Source organism: Aliamphritea ceti, from assembly GCF_024347215.1.
GTDB lineage: Bacteria > Pseudomonadota > Gammaproteobacteria > Pseudomonadales > Balneatricaceae > Amphritea > Amphritea ceti.
Window position 1 is genome coordinate 1,200,098 of record NZ_AP025282.1, and the last position, 23,339, is coordinate 1,223,436.

Annotated in this window: 23 protein-coding genes, 1 tRNA gene and 1 rRNA gene; 24 read left to right on the forward strand and 1 reads right to left on the reverse strand. The window is 47.2% G+C overall.

What is annotated here, in order from left to right:
- The first annotated feature begins 47 nt into the window (after window positions 1-47).
- From hflK to OCU49_RS05485, 5 genes are all read left to right on the forward strand, one after another.
- On the forward strand, window positions 48-1,238 hold the full coding sequence (gene hflK / locus OCU49_RS05465; protein ID WP_261843973.1) for an FtsH protease activity modulator HflK: 1,191 nt from the start codon (window positions 48-50) through the stop codon (window positions 1,236-1,238).
- The gene (hflC, locus tag OCU49_RS05470) at window positions 1,238-2,113 is read left to right on the forward strand and encodes a protease modulator HflC (protein WP_261843974.1); all 876 of its coding nucleotides are present in this window, start codon (window positions 1,238-1,240) and stop codon (window positions 2,111-2,113) included. Before hflK ends, hflC begins: the two co-directional genes overlap by 1 nt.
- Before the next feature lie 117 nt (window positions 2,114-2,230).
- Window positions 2,231-2,428 carry a DUF2065 domain-containing protein gene (locus OCU49_RS05475; protein ID WP_261843975.1) on the forward strand — a complete coding sequence of 66 codons (198 nt, stop codon included), beginning with the start codon at window positions 2,231-2,233 and terminating at the stop codon, window positions 2,426-2,428.
- A gap of 21 nt (window positions 2,429-2,449) precedes the next feature.
- The gene (locus OCU49_RS05480; protein ID WP_261843976.1) at window positions 2,450-3,628 is read left to right on the forward strand and encodes an ATP phosphoribosyltransferase regulatory subunit; all 1,179 of its coding nucleotides are present in this window, start codon (window positions 2,450-2,452) and stop codon (window positions 3,626-3,628) included.
- Window positions 3,629-3,668: 40 nt separating this feature from the next.
- The gene (locus OCU49_RS05485) at window positions 3,669-4,964 is read left to right on the forward strand and encodes an adenylosuccinate synthase (RefSeq protein WP_261843977.1); all 1,296 of its coding nucleotides are present in this window, start codon (window positions 3,669-3,671) and stop codon (window positions 4,962-4,964) included.
- Between the two features lie 133 nt (window positions 4,965-5,097).
- On the opposite strand, the gene OCU49_RS05490 is transcribed toward OCU49_RS05485, so the two are convergent.
- Entirely contained in the window at window positions 5,098-5,904 is an 807-nt protein-coding gene (locus tag OCU49_RS05490; RefSeq protein WP_261843978.1) for an inositol monophosphatase family protein, read from the reverse strand.
- Window positions 5,905-6,049: 145 nt separating this feature from the next.
- On the opposite strand from OCU49_RS05490, the gene trmJ reads away from it, so the two are divergent.
- The 19 genes from trmJ to OCU49_RS05585 all read left to right on the forward strand — a co-directional run bounded on the left by trmJ (window position 6,050) and on the right by OCU49_RS05585 (window position 23,276).
- On the forward strand, window positions 6,050-6,802 hold the full coding sequence (gene trmJ, locus OCU49_RS05495; RefSeq protein ID WP_261843979.1) for a tRNA (cytosine(32)/uridine(32)-2'-O)-methyltransferase TrmJ: 753 nt from the start codon (window positions 6,050-6,052) through the stop codon (window positions 6,800-6,802).
- Between the two features lie 207 nt (window positions 6,803-7,009).
- On the forward strand, window positions 7,010-7,510 hold the full coding sequence (iscR, locus tag OCU49_RS05500) for a Fe-S cluster assembly transcriptional regulator IscR (protein WP_261843980.1): 501 nt from the start codon (window positions 7,010-7,012) through the stop codon (window positions 7,508-7,510).
- 36 nt (window positions 7,511-7,546) lie between these two features.
- The gene (locus OCU49_RS05505) at window positions 7,547-8,761 is read left to right on the forward strand and encodes an IscS subfamily cysteine desulfurase (protein ID WP_261843981.1); all 1,215 of its coding nucleotides are present in this window, start codon (window positions 7,547-7,549) and stop codon (window positions 8,759-8,761) included.
- Between the two features lie 40 nt (window positions 8,762-8,801).
- Entirely contained in the window at window positions 8,802-9,185 is a 384-nt protein-coding gene (gene iscU / locus OCU49_RS05510; RefSeq protein WP_261843982.1) for a Fe-S cluster assembly scaffold IscU, read from the forward strand.
- Window positions 9,186-9,239: 54 nt separating this feature from the next.
- Window positions 9,240-9,563: an iron-sulfur cluster assembly protein IscA gene (iscA, locus tag OCU49_RS05515; protein WP_261843983.1), complete on the forward strand. Its 324-nt coding sequence runs from the start codon at window positions 9,240-9,242 to the stop codon at window positions 9,561-9,563.
- A 102-nt stretch (window positions 9,564-9,665) separates the two neighbouring features.
- A complete protein-coding gene (hscB, locus tag OCU49_RS05520) occupies window positions 9,666-10,193 on the forward strand; it encodes a Fe-S protein assembly co-chaperone HscB (protein WP_261843984.1) in 528 nt (175 codons plus the stop codon).
- Window positions 10,194-10,198: 5 nt separating this feature from the next.
- A complete protein-coding gene (hscA, locus tag OCU49_RS05525; protein WP_261843985.1) occupies window positions 10,199-12,073 on the forward strand; it encodes a Fe-S protein assembly chaperone HscA in 1,875 nt (624 codons plus the stop codon).
- Entirely contained in the window at window positions 12,073-12,411 is a 339-nt protein-coding gene (gene fdx / locus OCU49_RS05530) for an ISC system 2Fe-2S type ferredoxin (RefSeq protein WP_261843986.1), read from the forward strand. Before hscA ends, fdx begins: the two co-directional genes overlap by 1 nt.
- Before the next feature lie 17 nt (window positions 12,412-12,428).
- On the forward strand, window positions 12,429-12,629 hold the full coding sequence (iscX, locus tag OCU49_RS05535; RefSeq protein ID WP_261843987.1) for a Fe-S cluster assembly protein IscX: 201 nt from the start codon (window positions 12,429-12,431) through the stop codon (window positions 12,627-12,629).
- 132 nt (window positions 12,630-12,761) lie between these two features.
- Window positions 12,762-13,169, forward strand: coding sequence for a nucleoside-diphosphate kinase (gene ndk, locus OCU49_RS05540; protein ID WP_261843988.1), 408 nt, complete (start codon window positions 12,762-12,764; stop codon window positions 13,167-13,169).
- A 58-nt stretch (window positions 13,170-13,227) separates the two neighbouring features.
- Window positions 13,228-14,367 (forward strand): dual-specificity RNA methyltransferase RlmN, encoded by a 1,140-nt coding sequence (gene rlmN, locus OCU49_RS05545; protein WP_261843989.1) that lies wholly within the window; start codon window positions 13,228-13,230, stop codon window positions 14,365-14,367.
- Between the two features lie 20 nt (window positions 14,368-14,387).
- A complete protein-coding gene (gene pilW, locus OCU49_RS05550; protein WP_261843990.1) occupies window positions 14,388-15,149 on the forward strand; it encodes a type IV pilus biogenesis/stability protein PilW in 762 nt (253 codons plus the stop codon).
- Entirely contained in the window at window positions 15,146-16,231 is a 1,086-nt protein-coding gene (locus OCU49_RS05555) for a RodZ domain-containing protein (protein ID WP_261843991.1), read from the forward strand. The genes pilW and OCU49_RS05555 overlap by 4 nt, the downstream gene beginning before the upstream one ends.
- A gap of 23 nt (window positions 16,232-16,254) precedes the next feature.
- Window positions 16,255-17,520 carry a histidine--tRNA ligase gene (gene hisS / locus OCU49_RS05560; RefSeq protein ID WP_261843992.1) on the forward strand — a complete coding sequence of 422 codons (1,266 nt, stop codon included), beginning with the start codon at window positions 16,255-16,257 and terminating at the stop codon, window positions 17,518-17,520.
- 37 nt (window positions 17,521-17,557) lie between these two features.
- Entirely contained in the window at window positions 17,558-18,211 is a 654-nt protein-coding gene (locus OCU49_RS05565; RefSeq protein WP_261843993.1) for a YfgM family protein, read from the forward strand.
- Between the two features lie 2 nt (window positions 18,212-18,213).
- On the forward strand, window positions 18,214-19,359 hold the full coding sequence (bamB, locus tag OCU49_RS05570) for an outer membrane protein assembly factor BamB (RefSeq protein ID WP_261843994.1): 1,146 nt from the start codon (window positions 18,214-18,216) through the stop codon (window positions 19,357-19,359).
- 152 nt (window positions 19,360-19,511) lie between these two features.
- A complete protein-coding gene (gene der / locus OCU49_RS05575) occupies window positions 19,512-20,927 on the forward strand; it encodes a ribosome biogenesis GTPase Der (protein ID WP_261843995.1) in 1,416 nt (471 codons plus the stop codon).
- Between the two features lie 647 nt (window positions 20,928-21,574).
- A 16S ribosomal RNA gene (locus OCU49_RS05580) occupies window positions 21,575-23,114 on the forward strand.
- Between the two features lie 85 nt (window positions 23,115-23,199).
- A tRNA-Ile gene (locus OCU49_RS05585) sits at window positions 23,200-23,276 on the forward strand.
- The last annotated feature ends 63 nt before the right edge of the window (window positions 23,277-23,339 follow it).

A 23,339-nucleotide genomic window follows, 5' to 3' on the forward strand; every position in this document is an offset into this window, starting at 1 on the left:
TGTATTCGGTAAAGACAAAGTATTAATGGTTTAGAGCGGAGAACAGTATGGCTTGGAATGAGCCTGGCGGTAACGGGAATAATCAGGATCCCTGGAACTCTGGTGGTAAGCGTAACGGTGGTGGCAACAATGATCAGGGGCCTCCTGATCTTGATGAAGCGCTGCAAAAACTGCAGGAAAAACTAAATGGCATTTTCGGTAAATCGAATAAGTCTGGTGGCTCCGGTGGTAAATCTGCAGCACCTTCAGGTGGCCTGTTTGGTATCTTGATAGTAATACTGCTGCTTGGTTGGGCTGGTTTTGGTGTTTATACCGTGGATCAGCAGCAGCGTGGTGTTGTTCTGACTTTGGGTAAGTACAGTGAAACTGTAATGCCTGGGCTGCACTGGAACCCACCTTTGATTGATCAGGTTACTCAGGTAAATGTTACCCGGGTAAACGCTTATGATCATCGATCGCTGATGCTGACCGAAGATGAGAATATTGTAGACGTTTCTATTACTGTTCAGTATGTCATCTCTGACCCTAAGAATTATCTGTTGAAGGTGCGTGATCCGGAAGCAAGTTTAGCGAATGCTGCCGAGTCTGCCTTACGTCATATTGTTGGTGGGTCTGAAATGGATTCTATTCTGACAGAAGGTCGTGAGATTCTGGGTACAGACGTTAAAGCTCGTCTGCAGCAGTATATGGAAGATTATCAGACTGGTTTGCGGATCAGTCAGGTGAACATTAAGGAAGTTAAGGCGCCGTCTCAGGTTCAGGATGCATTTGATGATGTAATCAAGGCACGTGAGGATGAGCAGCGAGTGATGAACGAAGCTGAATCTTACCGTAATGGTATTATCCCTGAAGCGCGTGGTATCGCACAGCGGATGAAAGAAGAAGCAAGTGCGTATCGTGAGCAGGTAGTTGCTCAGGCACAAGGTGATGCGCAGCGTTTTGAAGCGCTACTAGGTGAGTACTTGAAAGCACCGGGTGTAACCCGGGAGCGTCTGTATCTGGATGCCATGGAAACAGTTATGTCGAATAACTCCAAGGTGTTAGTGGATGTAGAAGGCGGTAATAACATGATGTATTTGCCATTGGATAAGTTGGCAGAGCGCCGTCAGGCACCGGTTGATTTTAATCGTTCAGGCAGTGGTGCTCGTCTGAGTAACGATAATATTCGTGATATTACTGATCAGGTGATTGAGCAGTTGCGTCAGCGTCAGCAAACAACTCGACGGGAGACTCGATAATGTCAGGTAAATCTATGGCAGGCGTAGTTGTTGCGCTATTGTTGGTCGTACTGGCGTCTAATTCGCTGTATATCATTAAAGAGACTGATCGTGCGGTACTGCTGAAATTTGGTGAGATTGTTAATCCAAATATTCAGCCTGGTCTCCATGTGAAGTTTCCGATCATTAATAAGGTGCGTAAGTTTGATGGCCGGGTATTAACATTGGATGCACAGCCTCAGTCGTATTTGACGGTTGAGAAGAAGCGTCTGGTGGTTGATTCGTTCATTAAATGGCGTGTTATTGATCCGCAAACTTACTACACAGCAACTTCCGGTGATCAGTTCCGTGCTGCTGAACGTTTGTTCCCTAGTGTGGATGCGGGTCTGCGTGCGCAGTTTGGTGAGCGTACCCTGACAGAAGTAGTGTCCGGTGAGCGTGATCAGTTGATGGTTGAGCTGACAGATTCTCTGAGTCAGACCACCCGTGATGAGCTGGGTATCGAGCTGATTGATATTCGGGTTAAGAAAATCGATCTGCCGCAGGAAGTATCTAACTCTGTATACGACCGTATGCGTACAGAGCGAGAGCGTGAAGCGCGTGAACTGCGTTCCCGTGGTCAGGAGCTTGCAGAAGGTATCCGTGCTGACGCCGATCGTCAGAAAACGGTTATCGAAGCAGGGGCTTACCGTGATGCACAGGAGCTGCGTGGTGAAGGTGATGCGGAATCAGCAGGTATCTATGCGAGTGCATATAGCCGTGACCCGGAATTCTATTCTTTCTACCGTAGTCTGAATGCATATAAAGAAGCATTTAATCAGCAGGGCGATGTAATGATTCTGGAACCGGACAGTGAATTCTTCCGTTATCTGAATCAGCCAAACCTGCAGCAATAATTGCTACCTTTGATTAATTTTTACCCGGAATAGGCTGCACTATTTGCCCTGTTCCGTGGTAGAATTCTGTAACCGGGTTAAAGCCCGGTTTTTTTATGCGGTTTTGTGAGAGGCGTTATGTGGGCAGAGCTTTGGCAGCCACTCTTAATCGGTTTAAGCCTGATGCTGATAATCGAAGGAGTAGTACCATTTCTTTATCCCGGACGCTGGCGAAGGTTGGTCCAGCAGTTAGCGAGAATTAGTGATAATGCGCTGCGGATAACCGGTTTAATCAGCATGCTGGCAGGTCTGTGCATGCTGTATATGATTAACTGATCTATCGATTAGGAGAGTTGCATGGCCTTGGCAGATCGCTGGTTATTACCAGACGGCGTCAAAGAAGTCTTGCCACCACAGGCGCGTCAGGTTGAAGCGGCCCGTCGGCAAGTGCTAGATATGTATAATACCTGGGGTTATGAATTAGTCATGACGCCAATGATCGAACACCTGGACTCTTTATTAAGTGGTGTTGGTCGTGACCTGGATCTGAATACTTTTAAAGTGACTGATCAGTTGACAGGTCGGATGTTGGGTATCCGTGCAGATATTACCCAGCAGGTTGCGCGTATTGATGCGCATCGCCTGAAAAATGATGGTCCTAATCGTCTTTGTTATTGCAGTACAGTGCTGCATACATTGCCAGCGAATCCGCTGGCGTCACGAAATCCTTTACAGGTCGGTGCTGAGTTATTTGGTCACTCTGGCCTGGCAAGTGATGTAGAAATTATTTCTCTGATGCTTGAGACCCTGCATGTGCTGGGTGTTAATCAGGAATTGAGTATCGATTTAGGGCATGTGGGCATTTATCGTGGGCTGATTGCCAGTGCAGGGCTTACTGATGCGCAGGAAAGTGATTACTTTGAATTGCTGCAGCGTAAAGATATGCCTGAGATTCAGCGTTTTCTGAGTAAGGTTGATCTGTCAGCTGATCAGGCGGCAATGCTGGCTAAACTGCCTGCGTTGCATGGTGGTATTGAAGTGCTGGATGCTGCTCAGGAGAGCTTTGCGGCAATTAGTGATGCCGTTGTACCGGCGCTGGATTATTTGCGTCAGATAGCTGAGCAGATTGGTCAGCGTTATCCGCAGGTAGATTTGTATTTCGACCTGAGTGAGTTACGTGGTTATAACTATCACACCGGAATCGTTTTCGGTGCGTATACGCCAAGCTTTGGTCAGGCGATTGCTAAAGGCGGTCGTTATGATGAAGTTGGGCGTGATTTTGGCCGGGCTCGCCCGGCAACAGGTTTTAGTGCTGACCTTAAGACATTGGTTGAGCTTTCTGCTCTGCAGTGTCAGCAGGATGGTGCAATACTGGCGTCAGCCGGCAGCGATGCTGGGTTGTTAAAGGCGATCAGTGAACTTCGCACGACCGGTAAGCGAGTTGTGCAGCAGCTCGATGGTGCAGCGTCTGATGATGTTGTATTCGCGCAGCAACTGGTGCAGCAGGATGGGGTTTGGGTTCTGCAGAGCCTGTAACCGCTTGAAATTAGATTGAGTTAAACGTTTAGAGACTAGCATGGGTAAAAATGTCGTTGTTTTAGGAACGCAGTGGGGCGATGAGGGTAAAGGTAAGATTGTTGACCTTTTAACTGATCAGGCTACTGCCGTGGCGCGCTTTCAGGGCGGTCATAACGCAGGTCACACTCTGGTAATTGATGGTGAGAAAACAGTTCTTCACCTGATTCCGTCAGGTATTCTGCGTGAAAATGTTCTTTGCATGATAGGCAACGGCGTAGTGCTGTCTCCTGAAGCATTGCTGAAGGAAATGAAAGAGCTGGAAGGGCGTGGTGTTCCGGTTCGTGAGCGTTTGCGTCTCAGTCCTGCTTGTCCGCTGATCCTGCCATATCATGTCGCGCTTGATCAGGCGCGTGAAGTTGCTCGCGGTAACGCCAAGATTGGAACAACTGGTCGTGGTATCGGGCCAGCGTATGAAGATAAAGTTGCCCGTCGTGGTCTGCGTCTTGATGACATGATGAATGGTGAGCGTTTTGCTACAAAGCTAAAAGAAGTAATGGAATACCATAACTTCATGCTGCAAAACTATTATAACGCTGAGCCTGTAAGCTACGAGAAAGTGCTTGAAGAGTCTCTGGCGATGGCTGAAGTATTGCGTCCAATGGTTATGGATGTGACTTCTAAATTGCATGAATACCGTGAACGTGGTGATAACATCATGTTTGAAGGTGCGCAGGGTTCATTGTTGGATATCGATCACGGTACATACCCTTATGTAACGTCTTCTAATACAACTGCGGGTGGTACGTCTACCGGTAGTGGTTTCGGTCCTTTGTACCTGGATTATATTCTGGGTATTACTAAGGCCTATACAACTCGTGTTGGTTCTGGTCCATTCCCGACTCAGCTGGATTGCGAAGTTGGTAATCATCTGGGTACTAAGGGGCATGAGTTTGGTGCGACTACTGGTCGTGCGCGTCGTTGTGGTTGGTTTGATGCGGTTGCGCTTAAGCACGCAATTCAGGTTAACTCAGTATCCGGTATCTGTCTGACTAAGCTGGATGTTCTGGATGGTCTGGAAGAGATTAAAGTGTGTGTTGGTTATAAAGATGCACAGGGTAACGCTGTTTACTCTCTGACAGGAAGTGAAGATTACGAGGCTATTGTGCCTGTGTATGAAACTCTGCCTGGCTGGAGTGAGAATACTCTGGGTGCTCAGACTCTGGAGGCGTTGCCTGAAAACGCACGTGCTTACATTAAGCGTCTTGAAGCATTGATCAATGCGCCAATTGATATTGTTTCTACAGGTCCTGATCGTGTAGAGACAATTGTTTTGCGTCATCCGTTTGATGCTTAACAGTTTCTTGAAGTGTTTGGTCTGCTGACCGAACATTGATCTAAAAAACCAGCTTCGGCTGGTTTTTTTGTGGTCGTAGCAAATTGTGGGCAATAAAAAACCGGCATGTAGCCGGTTTTAAAAAGACTAAAAGTTACTTTAGTTCATCGCTAACTGCTGGGTGAATGCTCTTAAGCAGTGCTTTAAGCATTTTTGGATTACCTACAATAAGGTTGCCATTCTGGGTGTGAGAATTGCCACCATTAAAGTCAGATAGTAACCCGCCAGATTCTTGAACAAGTAGGGTGCCGGCAGCCATGTCGGCGCCTTTCATACCAAACTGGAAGAAACCGTCAAATCGACCTGCGGCAGTGTATGCCATATTCAGTACCGGGGAGCCTGCATTGTAGATGCTGCCGTCTTCCAGAGTGATGTTGCTGAATACGCGTTGAAATGACTCAAGATGTTGCTTCTGGTTGCGACCAAAGTAATTACTTGCAACCAGTGCGCCTTGCAGGGTTTTAAGGTTGCTTACACGCAGGCGCTTTCCGTTGCATTGAGCACCACGGCCACGGCTGGCGGTGAATTCTTCGCCATTCATTGGGTTAAGTACAATGGCGTGTTCAAGTCTGCCTCGTTGGTAGCCTGCAATGCTCAGAGCAAATACAGGTACGCCATTGGCAAAGTTGCTGGTGCTGTCGATAGGATTAACCTGCCAGGTGATGGCCGGGTTGCCGTCAGCAGCGTGCTGGCCGGTGAACTCACCATTAACTTCGTGGTCTGGATAGGCTTTCTGGATTGTGCTGGCAATCGCTTTTTCTGCCTGGATGCAGGTTTCTTCGAAAAAGTCACTGACACTTGATTGTTCGGACTTAATCAGGTCGAGTCGTTCCACTGCGCGGGCGATTTGTTCACCTGCAATGCGTGCGCCGCGCAGGGCGATATTTACCATCGGTTGCATCTATCTAATACCAGTCGTAGGGAGGGTAAGAAATCAAAGAGCGCGATTATAGCAAAATCTTACCCCGATAAAGAACAACAAACCGCGAATACTTGGCAAGTTCTGGTAAAATAATCGCCTTTTTAACCCTATAAGTCTGAAATTGATGCTGCAAAATATACGAATAGTATTGGTAAATACCACGCATCCCGGAAATATCGGTGCGGTTGCCCGGGCGATGAAGAATATGGGGCTGGGTGAGTTGTGCCTGGTCGAACCAAAAATATTTCCTGACGAAGATGCTTTTGCAAGAGCTTCGGGGGCAACTGACTTGCTCGATAAGGCACAAGTTGTCAGTTCGCTGGATGAGGCGCTTGCGGATTGTCATCTGGTTGTGGGTACCAGTGCCCGTAGTCGCAATATTCCCTGGCCGTTGCTGAATCCGCGTGAGCTTGCTGGTGTTGCTACCGGGTTGGGTGAAAATCAGAAGATGGCGATTGTCTTTGGCCGTGAAGATCGTGGTCTGACCAATGAAGAGTTGCAGCGTTGTCATTATCACGTGCATATTCCTACCGATGAGTCGTTCAGTTCACTGAATATTGGTGCTGCTGTTCAGGTTATTTGTTATGAGTTACGTATGGCTGTCTTGCAGCAGGATGTGGCAGATGATAAGCCTCAGTGGGGTACTGAGTGGGATGTGGATCAGGCTGACATGCAAGAGCTGGAGCGAATGTTCGAGCATCTTGAACAAACCATGATAGATATTGAGTTTCTTGATCCGGAAAATCCTCGCCAGCTTATGCCCCGGCTTCGGCGGTTATTTTTGCGAGCGCTGCCTGACAAAATAGAAGTAAATGTTTTGCGGGGGATTTTAACAGCCACGCAGAAACGTCTTAAGAAGTCAGATACAGACGTTTAGTCGTGCCCTAAAAGGTGCTAGAATCTCGCCGCCCCTCTTGTGGAGGCGGTATTTTATCGCACGAATTTAACTTTATGATGCAGGTTATTTACTTAGTAAAAGCTGTTATTAAAAAGCCGAGTGAATTACTTGGTTATATAATTGACTAAAATACTAGGGTATTGCATAATCCCCGGCGTGCTCAGTTTGGGGTGAGGGAAGTATTTTATGCGATTAACAACTAAAGGCAGATATGCGGTTACCGCGATGCTGGATCTTGCGCTTCATGCGAGTGATGGTCCTATCAGCCTGGCGGATATATCTGAGCGTCAGGGAATTTCCCTGTCTTATTTGGAACAGCTTTTCGCTAAGTTACGTCGTAATGAACTGGTACGCAGTGTGCGTGGCCCAGGTGGTGGTTATCAGCTTAACCGTGAGCAACATGCAATTGATGTTGCTGAAGTGATAGATGCGGTTAATGAGTCAGTTGATGCTACGGGTTGCGGGCATACAGGCGGAGGCCATACAGGCGGATGCCAGGGTGGTAATACTTGTTTGACCCATCATCTCTGGTGTGATTTGAGTAGCCAGATACATGATTTTTTAAGCCAGATTAGTCTGGCTGATTTAATGGCCCGCCAAGATGTACAGGCCGTTGCAAAACGTCAGGATCGTGAACAGCAGACGTTAATAGATACGAGTTTAATCGAGGCGAAAGTGAGCGCCTAGTCTCTGAGTAAGAGACGTTTTTGGAGAGTTGATGTAATGAAGTTGCCAATTTATTTTGACTACGCAGCCACTACTCCGGTTGATCCCCGGGTAGCAGAAAAGATGATTGAATGTCTGACAATCGAAGGTAATTTCGGTAATCCGGCTTCCCGTTCTCATCTTTATGGCTGGAAAGCAGAAGAAGCAGTTGAAACTGCTCGCCGACAGGTTGCTGACCTGCTTAACGCTGACCCGCGTGAGATTGTCTGGACGTCCGGTGCGACTGAGTCAGATAACCTGGCGATCAAAGGTGTTGCGCATTTTTACTCGAAAAAAGGCAAGCACATTATTACATCCAAAATTGAGCATAAAGCTGTTTTGGATACCTGTCGCCAGTTAGAGCGTGAAGGTTTTGAGGTTACATACCTTGACCCGGACGTCGACGGTATTATCAGCCCTGAAGCTGTGGCTGAAGCGTTGCGTGAAGATACTATTCTGGTATCCATTATGCACGTGAACAACGAAATTGGTGTTATCAACGACATTGCCGCAATCGGTGAAATTACCCGTAGTAATGGCGTTTTATTCCATGTCGACGCAGCACAGGGTGCTGGTAAAGTTGATATTGATGTTGTTGCCATGAAAGTTGATCTGATTTCTATCTCTGGTCACAAAATGTACGGTCCTAAAGGGATTGGTGCATTGTACGTACGCCGTAAGCCTCGTGTTCGTCTTGAGGCGCAGATGCACGGTGGTGGTCATGAGCGTGGCATGCGTTCCGGCACTCTGGCAACTCATCAGATTGTTGGTATGGGTGAAGCAGCGCGACTGGCTAAAACTGATATGCAGCTGGATAAAGATAAGATTACTGCTCTGCGTAATCGTTTCTGGGATGCAATCGAAGATATGGAAGAAATCCACATCAACGGTTCTGTTGATCAGCGTTACATCGGTAACCTGAACGTGAGTTTCAACTACGTAGAAGGTGAGTCACTGTTAATGTCGCTGAAAGATTTGGCGGTATCTTCTGGTTCTGCATGTACATCTGCAAGCCTTGAGCCTTCATATGTATTGCGTGCATTAGGTCTGAATGACGAAATGGCGCACAGCTCGATTCGATTCTCTATCGGGCGTTTTACTACAGAAAAAGATATTGACGATGCTGTTGAACAAATTCGTACTGCGGTTTCTAAGCTGCGCGAATTGTCGCCTCTGTGGGACATGTACAAAGACGGTGTTGATTTAAGCAAGGTTGAATGGGTTCATCACTAAGCATTAGCTTGGATGATGAGGTCAAACTGAGGAGGTCGTTATGGCTTACAGTGATCAGGTAATCGATCATTACGAGAACCCGCGTAATGTCGGTAAGATGAATGATAAGAGCAGCAACGTTGGTACAGGCATGGTGGGTGCACCTGCATGTGGTGACGTGATGCGTCTGCAAATCCAGGTTAGCGATGAAGGCGTTATTGAAGACGCTAAGTTTAAAACCTACGGTTGTGGTTCCGCGATTGCCTCAAGCTCTCTGGTAACAGAGTGGGTTAAAGGTATGACGCTGGATGAAGCAGCTGAGCTTAAAAATACTAAAATTGCAGAAGAACTAGCTTTGCCACCAGTGAAAATTCACTGTTCAGTGCTGGCTGAAGATGCGATTAAGGCAGCGGTTGCTGACTATAAAGAAAAGCAGGCTAAGTAAGTCTGTATAGCGCCCGGGTAACTGGGCGCAGATCGGTATTTGAGGAGTAAGTCTATGGCAATCACAATGACCAGTGCTGCGGCCAATCATGTGAATGGTTATCTTCAGTCCCGTGGACATGGCGCTGGTATTCGTCTGGCAGTTAGAACTTCTGGCTGTTCTGGTATGGCATACGTATTAGAGTTTGTTGATGCTGTGCAGGATGAGGATAAAGTATTTGAGGCAGAAGGCGTCAAAATTGTCATTGATCCTAAAAGCCTGCTTTATCTTGATGGTACCGAGTTAGATTTTGTTAAAGAAGGTCTGAACGAAGGCTTTAAATTTAACAATCCTAACGTTAAAAACGAGTGTGGTTGCGGCGAAAGCTTCAATATCTGAGCCTGTTTATGGTTCTTTAAACACCCATTTCTTTTTTCAGCCGCTGTGTCAGCCCGATGTGTTTTGGGCCACAACGGCTGAATCGTATCTGCCGGCTCTTGCATGGATATTAAACAGAATTATTTCGAGTTTCTTGGTCTGCCTGAGAGCTATCAGCTCGATTTGCAGGTTTTGTCTGAGCGCAGTCGTGAGTTGCAGAAAACACTGCACCCGGACAAGTTTGCGCATCTTGCTGACCATGAACGCCGTCTTTCCGTCCAGTATACCGCGTATCTTAATGAGGCTGTTGCCACGTTAAAGTCGCCACTGCTTCGCTCTCAGTATCTGCTTTCGCTGAAAGGCGAGGATACATATGCAGAATCTTCAGTGCAGCTGGATCCAATGTTTCTGATGCAGCAAATGGAACTTCGTGAAGCCGTTGAAGATATTGCCGATGCTGACGATCCTGATACCGCAGTTGAAGAGATGTACGCTGAAGTTGCTGAGCAGCAGCAGGCTTTGCGCGAAGAATTCCAAAACCTTTATGATCAGGCCGATTATCCGGCTGCAGCGATGACTGTACGAAAGATGCAGTTCATACATAAGCTGGAGCGGGATGTAGAAGCGCTTGAAGATAAACTTTACGATTAATCATTATGGCCTTATTGCAGATAGCAGAACCGGGGCAAACCCCGGAACCCCATCAGCGCAAGCTGGCAGTGGGTATTGATCTAGGTACAACCAATTCATTAGTGGCTGCTGTTCGTAATGGTGAAGCAGTGACTTTGCCTGATTTAGACGGTAAGCATTTATTGCCTTCAGTTGTGCGATACACCGAAACACAATTGGAAGTAGGTGCGGCGGCGCTTGCGCAGGCAGCAACAGATCCATTCAATACTATTGTTTCTGTTAAACGTCTCATGGGGCGTGGTATTGATGATCTGAAAGAGCTGGATGGTCAGGCTGTATATCGCTTTGCACCTGCTGATGGTGGAATGCCATATATTGAAACTGTTGCCGGTAACAAAAGTCCGGTGCAGGTTTCTGCTGACATTCTTACTGATCTGAAAATGCGTGCTGAAGAGACGCTTGCCGGAGAGCTGCAAGGTGCTGTAATTACAGTGCCTGCATATTTTGATGACGCGCAGCGTCAGGCAACAAAAGACGCAGCAACGCTGGCGGGTATCAAGGTACTGCGCTTACTGAATGAGCCAACCGCAGCTGCTGTGGCTTACGGGCTTGATGAAGGCGCGGAAGGTGTTATCGCTGTTTATGATTTGGGCGGTGGCACATTTGATATCTCTATCCTGCGCTTAAATAAAGGTGTTTTCGAAGTGCTTTCTACCGGCGGCGACAGTGCGCTAGGTGGTGATGACTTTGATCTTGCACTGGCTCATTGGTTTAAAGATCAGCTTCGGCTTGAAGATATTGATGCCCGCCAGTCGCGTGAGCTGACCGGTCGTGCCCGCTGGGTGAAAGAGCAGCTGTCAGCAAATGATTCTGTAGATGTTGTCTTTGAGCTGCTTGATGGTTCGCCATCGCTTTCTGTGACCCGTGAAGTGTTTGATGGTCTGATTGACGGCTTGGTGAAGAAAACTTTATCGGCGTGTCGTCGTGCCTTGAAAGATGCGCGAATTACTTTAGAAGAAGTATCTGAAGTGGTCCTGGTTGGCGGAAGCACCCGTGTACCTGCTGTCCGTGAACGTGTTGAAACTTATTTTAAACGTGCTCCGCATGTAGATATCGATCCGGATCGTGTTGTCGCTGTGGGAGCTGCTGTTCAGGCTGACTTGCTTGCCGGTAATAAGCCGGATAGCGAAATGTTGCTGCTTGATGTGTTACCGCTGTCGCTTGGTCTTGAAACTATGGGTGGGCTGACTGAAAAAGTTATCCACAGAAATACGCCTATTCCAGTGGCTAAAGCACAGGACTTCACAACGTACCAGGATGGTCAGAATGGTATGGTGATTCATGTTGTTCAGGGCGAGCGTGAGTTGGTCGATGATTGCCGATCTCTGGCACGTTTTACGTTACGCGGTATTCCGCCGATGGCTGCAGGTGCAGCGAAGATTCGGGTGTCTTTCCAGGTTGATGCTGATGGTTTGCTAAGCGTTTCTGCAAAAGAGTTGTCCAGTGGTGTTGTTAGCGAAATTCAGGTTAAGCCTTCTTATGGTCTGGCAGATAACGAAATAGCTGACATGCTCAAGGCTTCTTACAGTAATGCTGAAGAAGATATGCATGCCCGTAGTTTGCGTGAACAGCAGGTAGAGGCCGATCGCATTCTGATTTCGCTTGAGCAGGCGATTACCGCTGACGGTGACGTACTTTTGAGCGTAGAAGAATTACAGCATTTACGTGAGCAGATGGCGCTGTTGTTACAATTACGTCAGGGTACTAATCACAAACTCATTGAAAAGGGTGTTAAAGAGCTGGCTAAGGCCAGTGATTTCTTTGCTGCCCGACGTATGGATTTAAGTATAAAAGAAGCACTCAAAGGTCAGAGTGTTGATGATATTGAAGGGGATATGTAATGCCGCAAATTATTTTCTTACCCCATGACGAGCTGTGCCCTGAAGGTAAGGTTATTGAAGCTGAACCGGGTGTAACGGTGTGTGATGCAGCCTGGGCTGAGGGTATTGAAATTGAACATGCGTGTGAAAAATCATGCGCTTGTACTACCTGTCATGTGGTTGTTCGTGAGGGCTTTAGCAGCCTGGAAGAGTCTGATGAGTTGGAAGATGATATGCTGGACAAGGCCTGGGGTCTTGAACCGGAATCACGTCTTAGCTGTCAGGCTGTAGTAGGCGAAGAAGATCTGGTTGTAGAAATTCCCAAGTACACTATCAATCAGGTTTCTGAACGCCATTAAGGCGGGAGTGAAAATACATGTCTTTTAAATGGGTAGATATACACGATATTGTCATCGAGCTTGATGAGCAGTATCCGGATACCGATCCGCTGACAGTGAGTTTTCCTGATTTATATGAGTCAGTAATGGCGCTGGAAGGCTTTGATGACGATCCTGATCGCTGTGGCGAAAAGATTCTGGAGGCCATCCAGATGGCCTGGATCGAAGAGCGCGAGTAAGCGCAGTAAGAAAGCCCGCAAAAGCGGGCTTTTTCGTCTTTGTGGATGCTGTTATCTGTCAGATGCATGACGTATAATGGCGCGTTTTTCTAATATCCCTTGTGTCCTAAAATTTAAGAGGATCTATAGCAAATGGCTATCGAACGTACTTTTTCAATCATTAAGCCCGACGCAGTTGCTAAAAACGTTGTTGGTAAGATCGTTTCTCGTTTTGAAGAAGCTGGTCTGAAAGTGGTTGAAATGCAGATGAAATCTTTGTCTCAAGCTGAAGCTGAAGGTTTCTACGCAGAGCATAAAGAACGCCCATTCTTCGGTGATCTGGTTGCTTTCATGACTTCTGGTCCTGTTGTTGTACAGGTTCTGGAAGGTGAAAATGCTGTTGCACTGAACCGCGAGCTGATGGGTGCAACTAACCCACAGGAAGCTGCGGAAGGTACTATCCGTCGCGATTTCGCTGAGTCTATCGATGCGAATGCTGTACACGGTTCTGACGCTCTGGCTTCTGCTGAGCGTGAAATTGCTTACTTCTTCGGTAAGTAATTCCTGTTGGGCCGGAACATTGTGTTTCGGCCCACTGTTTTAAGATGTTAGGTGAGATATGACTGAAGCCACAGAAAAAGTTAATTTACTGGGACATTCGCCACAAAAGCTGGCTGAATATTTTCATAGCATTGGCGAGAAGCCGTTCCGTGCTACCCAGGTATTGAAGTGGATCCATCAGTTTGGTGTCAGCGACTTCGCTGAGATGACTAACATCAGCAAGGCTTTACGGGAAAAGCTGTCAGCAGTGGCAGAAATCCGTGAGCCAGAAGTATTAGTTCAGAATATTTCAAAAGATGGTACCCGTAAGTGGGTCATTAAGCTGGAAGGCGGCTCCTGTGTAGAAGCGGTGTTAATTCCGGAAAATGGCCGTGCGACTTTATGTGTGTCATCGCAAATAGGTTGTTCCCTTGATTGCAGCTTTTGTTCGACAGGCAAGCAGGGATTTAACCGCAATATGAGTGCCGCCGAAATTATTGGGCAGGTACGTGTGGCAATTCGTTCCTTTGGTCCTTTTGATCCGTCTGGTGACCGCCGTGTTACTAACGTGGTATTCATGGGGATGGGCGAACCACTGATGAATTTCGAAAACGTTGTCGATGCTATTCACTTAATGATGGACGACAATGCTTATGGCCTGTCAAAGCGACGTGTGACCCTGAGTACTTCAGGTGTGGTTCCTGCGCTCGATAAGCTTCGTGAAGTAACTGATGTATCTCTGGCTATCTCACTGCATGCTGGTAATAACGCACTGCGTGATGAACTTGTGCCAATTAATAAGAAATATCCGATTGATGAGTTGGTTGCGGCCTGCAACCGCTATATGGATAGCCTCAACGATAAACGTGTAGTTACGGTTGAATATACCTTGATAGAAGGGGTAAATGATCAGCCGTTACATGCCCGTGAGTTAGTTAAAGTATTGAAACGCTTGCCTTGTAAGCTAAATTTGATACCTTTTAATCCTTTTCCTAATTCGGATTATATGCGACCTTCTGAAGATGCTATTCAGGCATTCAAAATGATAGTTGTGAAAGCCGGTATTATCACGACAGTGCGACGTACCCGTGGTGATGATGTTGACGCTGCCTGTGGACAGTTGGTTGGTCAGGTTATGGACCGTACCCGACGCAGCGAGAAATACATTCCATTAACGCCTGCTGATGCGGTACAGGTACAGCAGCCAGTTAAACATTAAGTTTGTCAGGAGACACGCGATTGAAAAGCTGTTTAGTTGTTCTGTTTTCAGTACTGCTCGCAGCTTGCGCGGGTAATACTCCACAGACGTCTGAAAACCTGAATGACAGTGCTGCTGAGGCTTATACACAGTTAGGCATTCAGTATCTTCGTGATGGCGATAATGCTAGTGCAAAGCAAGCATTCCACCGCGCTTCCCAGATAAATCCAAATGCTGAGCTGGCTTATAATGGGCTGGCTATGGTTTTCCAAATGGAACAGGAAGCGAGTCTTGCGGAGTCGTATTTCGAAAAAGCTGTGTCTATCGCTCCCGATAATGCAGTTGTGCACAATAATTACGGAGCTTTCCTGTTTAGTCAGGAGCGTTATGAGCAAGCCTGTAAAGAGCTTGGCAGAGCAACAGAAGATCCTTTTTATGCGCAACGTGCGCAGGCATTTGAAAACTTAGGGCGCTGTTATCAGAACCTTAAGCGTTATCCTGCAGCTGAGAATGCTTTTAAGCGTAGTCTGACATTGAATCCCAACCGACCTGTGGCGTTAATCGAACTGGCTGAAACTTTGTTAACTGAACAGCAGACTGATGAGGCGATTGTGTATTTTGATCGCTTCGGTGAGTTGGTTGATAACCGTCAGGTCGAACATTACGCAAAGAGTCTTTGGTTAGGCATTCGTATCTCCAGAATCAAAAATAATTCGATTAGTGCGGCAACTTATGGTTTGATTCTTAAGAATTTATTCCCAGATTCGCAAGAATACCGTGAGTATAAGGAGTCATCTCGGTGAGTAGAAAAGAATCACAAAATGGCGAAGCGGAACTGCATGAGCTTGTTTTTCCTGTTGATGAGCTGATCCAGGCGCGGGAAGTTAGTGGCCGTTCTCAGGATGATGTGGCTCAGGAGCTGCGTTTGTCGTTGCGATATATACAGGCATTGGAAACAGCAGAGTTTGAACAGCTTCCCAGTATGGTCTTTGCGCGAGGTTATATTCAGAGCTATGCCAAGTTATTAGGCTTAGATGCAGATCGTTATCTGGCTATTTTTGATGAGCTGACTACGCCGGGCGGAAAGCAACGTCGTCGACCAATCAGAGCGATTGGTAAAGTTGATCAGCAAGCGAAGTCTGGTGACTTTGCGGTAAGAATTTTTACCTGGGTTATTTTGCTGGCGCTGATCGGTGTATCTGTCTGGTGGTGGAAAACACAAAGTAATCCTGAATTATTGTCTGACCTATGGCCTGCTGGTGAGGCTGTTCAGGAAATGCCAGCAGAAGGTGATAATTCGCTGCAGTTAAATATCGAAGCTGCACCGGAAGTAGATAGTTTTCCTCCGATAGCAGTTGAGCCTGTCAATGTGCCGGTTACAGATCAGGCTGATGAAGTATTAGCGAATGCTGAGGCTGTACTTGAGCAAGCAGCAGAATCTGTTCGGGATGTTGCAGCGGAAACAGCTGTTGCTGCTGAATCTACAGTCGAGCAGGCTGACGTAACCGTAAATACTGAGCCGGATACGACCATCACCACGCAGACTAATGTTGAGCTTGCGACCGCTCAGGTGGATAAGCCTGCGGAGACTGCTGATACTCAGAATGAAGCTGTTTCAGCAGCAGGTGTATCTGGGGTAGGGCGGTTATTAATCGATTTCGCTGATGATTGCTGGATCAGTGTTAAAGATGTGAATGGTCAGGTATTAGCTATGCGCATCAAGCCGGCAGGTAGTCGTTTGGATGTGTCAGGCCCAGGCCCGTTAAAAATTCAGATTGGTAAAGTTTCTGCTGTTGATACTATTAGTTTTAATGGTAAAGATGTAGATCTGAGTAGTTATACCCGTTTAGATGTGGCAAAGCTTAATTTGCCAGCAAGTGAATAAGTTATCTGTTAGGACTAGTTAAATTGGCAAAAATTAAAGCCATCCGCGGAATGAACGACATTCTGCCGGAGCAGACGCCCGTCTGGCAATTTCTCGAATCTACTGTAAAAAATGTTCTGGCCAGTTATGGATACAGTGAAATCCGTATGCCAATTGTTGAGCAGACTGATTTGTTTAAGCGCTCTATTGGTGAAGTGACAGACATTGTCGAAAAAGAAATGTATACCTTTGAGGATCGCAACGGTGAAAGCCTGACGCTGCGTCCTGAAGGTACAGCCAGTTGTGTCCGTGCTGGTGAAGAGCATGGCTTGCTGTTCAATCAGACACAGCGTTTGTGGTACCAGGGGCCGATGTTCCGTTATGAGAAGCCACAAAAAGGACGTTATCGCCAGTTTCATCAGATTGGCGTAGAAACCTTTGGTATGGCCAGTGCGGATATTGATGCTGAAGTGATTATGCTGAGTGCGCGTCTGTGGAAGCAATTAGGCATTCTGGATGCGGTTACCTTGCAGCTGAATTCGCTGGGTAGCAATGAAGCAAGAGCAGTATTTCGTGCTGATCTGGTTACTTACCTTGAAGCACATAAAGAAGAGTTAGATGAAGACAGTCGTCGTCGGCTTGAGTCTAACCCGCTGCGTATCCTCGACAGTAAAGATGCGAAAACACAGGCTTTGCTGGATAAAGCACCTGTATTGAACGATTACCTTGACGATGACTCCAAGTCTCACTTCGCGGATTTATGTGAAGCATTGGATGCTGCTGGCATTAAGTATGAAATTAATCCGCGTTTGGTTCGCGGTCTGGATTACTACTGTAAAACTGTTTTTGAATGGGTGACTGATAAGCTCGGTGCTCAGGGTACGGTTTGTGCTGGCGGACGTTATGATGGCTTGGTTCAGCAGTTAGGTGGTCGTGCGACACCTGGTGTTGGATTTGCCATGGGTGTTGAGCGTCTTATTTTGTTGTTGGAGACTCTTGAAGTTATTCCTAGTTCACTGCGTCAGCCGTTCGATGTGTATTTAGCCGCTGAGCAAAAAGGCATGCAGTCCCGTTTGGTCGTATTAGCTGATCAGCTGCGTGATGCAGTGCCTGGGTTGCGGATTCAGTTGCACTGTAGCGGTTTGAAAAACATTGCCAGTAAAGCGCGTCAAACAGGAGCTGCCTGGGTGGTTCTTGCGCGTCAGGATGAAGCAGGTTTACTGACAGCAAACCTGTGGTATAACTCCGAGCCGACCTATGATGTTGCTGAGTCGGATATCGCTGCGTTATTGCAGCAACAGCAGGCATAATTTAGTTATTAGCGTTTAGAAAGCATGGGAGTATGTTGTGGCAGAGTTGCGCACAGAAGAAGAACAGGTTGAAGCGTTAAAGAAGTGGTGGCAGGAAAACGGTAAGTCAATGCTACTTGGTATTGCGCTTGCTGGTGCGATTATCTTCGCGTGGAAAGGTTGGCAGAATAATCAGCAGGTTGAAGCTGAAACTGCCGCCGCGTTATATCAGAACCTGATTCAGGCCGTTGCATTGGCAAGTGTTCCTCAGGCGACTGAAGAGCAAAAAGCTACGGCTACTCACCTTGCCAGTAATCTTAAGGCTGATTTTGATGGTACAGCTTACGCTCGCTTTGGCGCATTGCTGAATGCCCGTTTATTGTTGGATGCTGGTGATAAAGATGCTGCCATTGCCGAGTTTGACTGGGTATTGACGCAGTCTGAAGATCCCGTCATGACTGTTGTGACGACTATGCGTAAAGCGCGCGTAATGGCTTCCAAAGGTGATGTTTCTGAAGCTATTAGTTTATTGAACGGCGTTAGCTCTGATGCTTTCCAGGTTAGCTTGATGGAGCTTAAGGGTGACTTGCAGTTACGTAATAACGATCAGGCTAAAGCACGTGAAAGTTATGAGCAGGCGCTTGAGTTAGCAGGTGATGAACCTCGTCCGATCTTGGTAATGAAACTCGATAATCTGGCTGTAGAGGGTTGAGAATGAAATATCTGACACGCCTTGCGGTAGTTGGTCTTATGGCTGCAAATCTGAGTGCCTGTGGCTGGTTTAGCAGTGAAGTAGAAATCGAGCCTGCGCCATTAGTTAAGTTTGAATCTGAAAAAGATGTTGATGTTGTATGGCGTACATCTGTTGGAAGCTTAGGTGAAAAATTCAATCAGCTAACCATGGGTGTAACCGGTGAACGTATTTACACCAGCAGTGCAGAGGGTAATGTTTATGCACTGGATCGCAGTACCGGTGATGTAGTCTGGTCAGTTGATCTTGATGAGCCGGTTGTTGGCGGCGTTGGTGTAGGTCCGAAACAAATTGCCGTTACCACCGAACAGGGTGTGCTAATAGTACTGGGAATCGAAGATGGCTCTGAAATGTGGCGTCAGCAGCTACAGGCGGAAGCACTTAGCCCTGCACAGATGAATGAGCAGATTCTTGTTAGTCAGTTGCAAAACGGAAGTCTTGTTGCGTTTGATACTAATACAGGTGAGCAGAAGTGGACCTATGATACACAGATTCCCGCACTGACTTTGCGTGGCACAAGTGCTCCGATCGTTGCTTTAGATGCAACTCTGGCGGCTTTTGCAAACGGCAAGCTAATTGCCGTGGATAACCGCAACGGTGGTTTGTTGTGGGAACGCCTGATCGCTGCTGCTGACGGTAAGTCAGAACTTGAACGTATTATTGATATAGATGGTCAGCCAATTCTGGCAAATGGCGTCGTGTATGTTGTCAGCTATCAGGGCAAACTGGTTGCTGTGAGTGTTCAGGATGCTCAGGTCCTTTGGTCAAAGGATGCCTCCAGCTATCGTCAGTTAGCGGCGGGTTTTGGTAATGTTTACGTCAGTGAAGATAACGGCTTTATTCAGGCGTACGATCAGCGCACCAGTGCGAGTGTTTGGCGTCAGCCTGCACTTGAATATCGTGAAGCGTCAGCACCTGCTGTTTTAGGCAATACTGTTGCGGTTGGTGATTTTGATGGCTATCTGCATTTTATGTCGCAGATCGATGGCCGTTTTGTTGCCCGTTACCAGGTTGACGGATCGGGTATCCGCAGTGATATGAAAGTTGTAGACGATACTTTGTATGTGTTGACGAATGCGGGACGTCTTGCTGCTATAAAACTGCAATAAGTTTTAAATTCTATATAATGGCGATCCGTTGTTCTGCAGCGGGTCGCCATTTTGTTTTATATTGCTGAGAAAATGGTCGGGTTTGTCATCAGATCCTGAAAGTTACACTACCATTCAGCAATACCTTAATCTTTGAAGAGTTTGATCAGAATATGGTTCCTGTAATCGCCCTAGTAGGTCGGCCGAATGTCGGTAAATCAACGCTGTTTAACCGGTTGACCCGATCCCGTGACGCACTGGTTGCTGACTATTCCGGGTTAACCCGCGACCGTAAATACGGTGAGGGCCGGCTAGGTGAGCGCGATTATATCGTTGTCGATACCGGCGGAATTTCCGGTGATGAGGAAGGTATTGACTATAGGATGGCAGAACAGTCATTGCTGGCGATCGATGAAGCAGACATCGTACTGTTTATCGTTGATGGTCGTGCAGGGCTTAATCCTGCAGATGAATTGATTGCTGATCATTTACGTCGCTGCGGTAAAAAAGCCTATTTGACTGTTAATAAAACAGACGGCATTGATCCTGATATCGCTATGAGTGATTTCTACGGGCTGGGTCTGTCAGAGCCTCTGCCAATAGCCGCATCTCACGGCCGGGGTGTTACTCAGCTGGTTGAGCATGTACTGGAAGAAATTCCGGTTGTTGAGTTGAGTGAAGAGGAAGAAGAGTTACAGCGCAGCAAAAAAATCGCCATTATTGGCCGCCCGAATGTTGGGAAATCAACACTGGTGAATCGTTTGCTGGGTGAAGACCGGGTTGTTGTCTTTGATCAGGCAGGCACGACACGTGACAGTATCTATATTCCATACGAGCGTAATGAAGAGCTGTATACTCTAATAGATACCGCCGGCGTAAGACGTCGTAAAAATGTTCATGAAGCAGTAGAGAAGTTTTCTATTATTAAAACGCTACAGGCTATCAAGGATGCCAATGTAGTTGTTTTGGTTATAGATGCACAAGAAGGTATTTCTGATCAAGACTTGCATATGCTGGGCTATGTCCTTGATGCAGGGCGCTCACTGGTTATCGCACTGAATAAGTGGGATGGTATGAGCGGTGAAGAAAAAGAAGCAGTACGTGAACAATTGCGTAGGCGTTTAGACTTCGTATCTTTTGCCCGTATGCACTTTATTTCAGCATTGCACGGCAGTGGCGTAGGTGAGCTGTATACATCTATTGATGAGGCATACGAGTTTGCAATGATGAAGTGGGCTACGAATAAGTTGACCCGGTTGCTTGAAGATATTGTTGCTGATCACCAGCCGCCAATGGTACGTGGTAATCGTATTAAGCTTCGCTATGCGCACCAGGGTGGGTCGAATCCGCCGGTTATTGTTATTCATGGTAACCAGACTGCCAATCTGCCTAGTTCATATAAGCGTTATCTTGAAAACAAATTTACCAAAGTGCTTGGCATTAAAGGTACACCACTGCGTTTCGAATTCAGAAGTAGTGATAATCCATTCAAGGATAAGAAGAACGAATTAAGTAAGCGTCAACAGATGAAGAAACTGCGGTTTAAGCAGCATCTGGCTAAGCAAAAGAAAAAGTCTAAGAAGCGCTAACCGATTAATTGAAACGCCGTCCCTGAAAGACGGCGTTTTTGTGTCTAGGGAAGTATCCGGGATAGTTGGATTGTTTATTGGCCAAATAAGGTTTCTTGGACTAGAACTAATGAGCGTTAATGATGTGCTACTGAGGATGTTACAGTCATGTAACATTAATTTTAAAATTCTGTGAAAAGGCTGTTGACTCTTTTCAGTTGGTCCCTATAATACGCCCCCACATTGAGACGCAAGACAGCGGCAACGCAGACAGCAGACACAATGAGAAACAAAGTAACTCACTGATAAACAGCTTGTTTTGAAGTTCGAGTGAAATGCTTCGACCGGAACGAAAGTTTGTTTTTCCGGTTTTGAAACATTCTGCGGAATGATTCAAAATCTTCTGAAAATAAGCGTTGACTTCCACCGGGTGTTGAGTAGAATACGCACCTCGCTTGAGACGACAGCAACCACGGTCAACACCGACTGCTGAGACGGATTAAGCAACGCTCTTTAACAATTTGATCAGATAATTCGTGTGGGCGCTTGTTGAGATGAAGCACAAAAGCTTTATCAAAGATAAGCAACCTAGTGAATTCATTTATGAGATTTACAAAGTTAGTTTAACTTTGAGCTAGATTTAAGACACTGTTTACAGTGTCGAAATTAAACTGAAGAGTTTGATCATGGCTCAGATTGAACGCTGGCGGCAGGCTTAACACATGCAAGTCGAGCGGTAACAGGGGTAGCTTGCTACCCGCTGACGAGCGGCGGACGGGTGAGTAACGCGTACGAATCTGCCTAGTAGTGGGGGATAGCCCAGAGAAATTTGGATTAATACCGCATACGCCCTACGGGGGAAAGCAGGGGACCTTCGGGCCTTGCGCTATTAGATGAGCGTGCGTCGGATTAGCTAGTTGGTGGGGTAATGGCCTACCAAGGCGACGATCCGTAGCTGGTCTGAGAGGATGATCAGCCACACTGGGACTGAGACACGGCCCAGACTCCTACGGGAGGCAGCAGTGGGGAATATTGCACAATGGGCGCAAGCCTGATGCAGCCATGCCGCGTGTGTGAAGAAGGCCTTAGGGTTGTAAAGCACTTTCAGCAGTGAGGAAAGGTTAGTAGTTAATAACTGCTAGCTGTGACGTTAACTGCAGAAGAAGGACCGGCTAACTCCGTGCCAGCAGCCGCGGTAATACGGAGGGTCCGAGCGTTAATCGGAATTACTGGGCGTAAAGCGCGCGTAGGTGGTTATTTAAGTCAGATGTGAAAGCCCTGGGCTCAACCTAGGAACTGCACCTGATACTGGATAACTAGAGTACAGAAGAGGGTAGTGGAATTTCCTGTGTAGCGGTGAAATGCGTAGATATAGGAAGGAACACCAGTGGCGAAGGCGACTACCTGGTCTGATACTGACACTGAGGTGCGAAAGCGTGGGGAGCAAACAGGATTAGATACCCTGGTAGTCCACGCCGTAAACGATGTCTACTAGCCGTTGGGACACTTGATGTCTTAGTGGCGCAGCTAACGCACTAAGTAGACCGCCTGGGGAGTACGGCCGCAAGGTTAAAACTCAAATGAATTGACGGGGGCCCGCACAAGCGGTGGAGCATGTGGTTTAATTCGACGCAACGCGAAGAACCTTACCTACTCTTGAAATCCTGCGAAGTCGGAAGAGATTCTGATGTGCCTTCGGGAACGCAGTGACAGGTGCTGCATGGCTGTCGTCAGCTCGTGTTGTGAAATGTTGGGTTAAGTCCCGTAACGAGCGCAACCCTTGTCCTTATTTGCCAGCACTTCGGGTGGGAACTCTAAGGAGACTGCCGGTGACAAACCGGAGGAAGGTGGGGACGACGTCAAGTCATCATGGCCCTTACGAGTAGGGCTACACACGTGCTACAATGGCCGGTACAGAGGGCTGCAATCCTGCGAGGGGGAGCTAATCTCACAAAACCGGTCGTAGTCCGGATTGGAGTCTGCAACTCGACTCCATGAAGTCGGAATCGCTAGTAATCGTGAATCAGAATGTCACGGTGAATACGTTCCCGGGCCTTGTACACACCGCCCGTCACACCATGGGAGTGGATTGCACCAGAAGTAGCTAGCTTAACCTTCGGGAGGGCGGTTACCACGGTGTGGTTCATGACTGGGGTGAAGTCGTAACAAGGTAGCCCTAGGGGAACCTGGGGCTGGATCACCTCCTTAAACGATAGCGGATTCTCAGCAAGCGTTCACACGAATTATCTGATCAGAATGTAAAGAGAGCGAATTGGTATTTATACCAAGACATAGGCTTGTAGCTCAGCTGGTTAGAGCGCACCCCTGATAAGGGTGAGGTCGGTGGTTCAAGTCCACTCAGGCCTACCAACCTTTCCTTTCTCTTCGTTGAAGCAATACCTCACATGGCAGACTATGTGTCGGATTACTTCG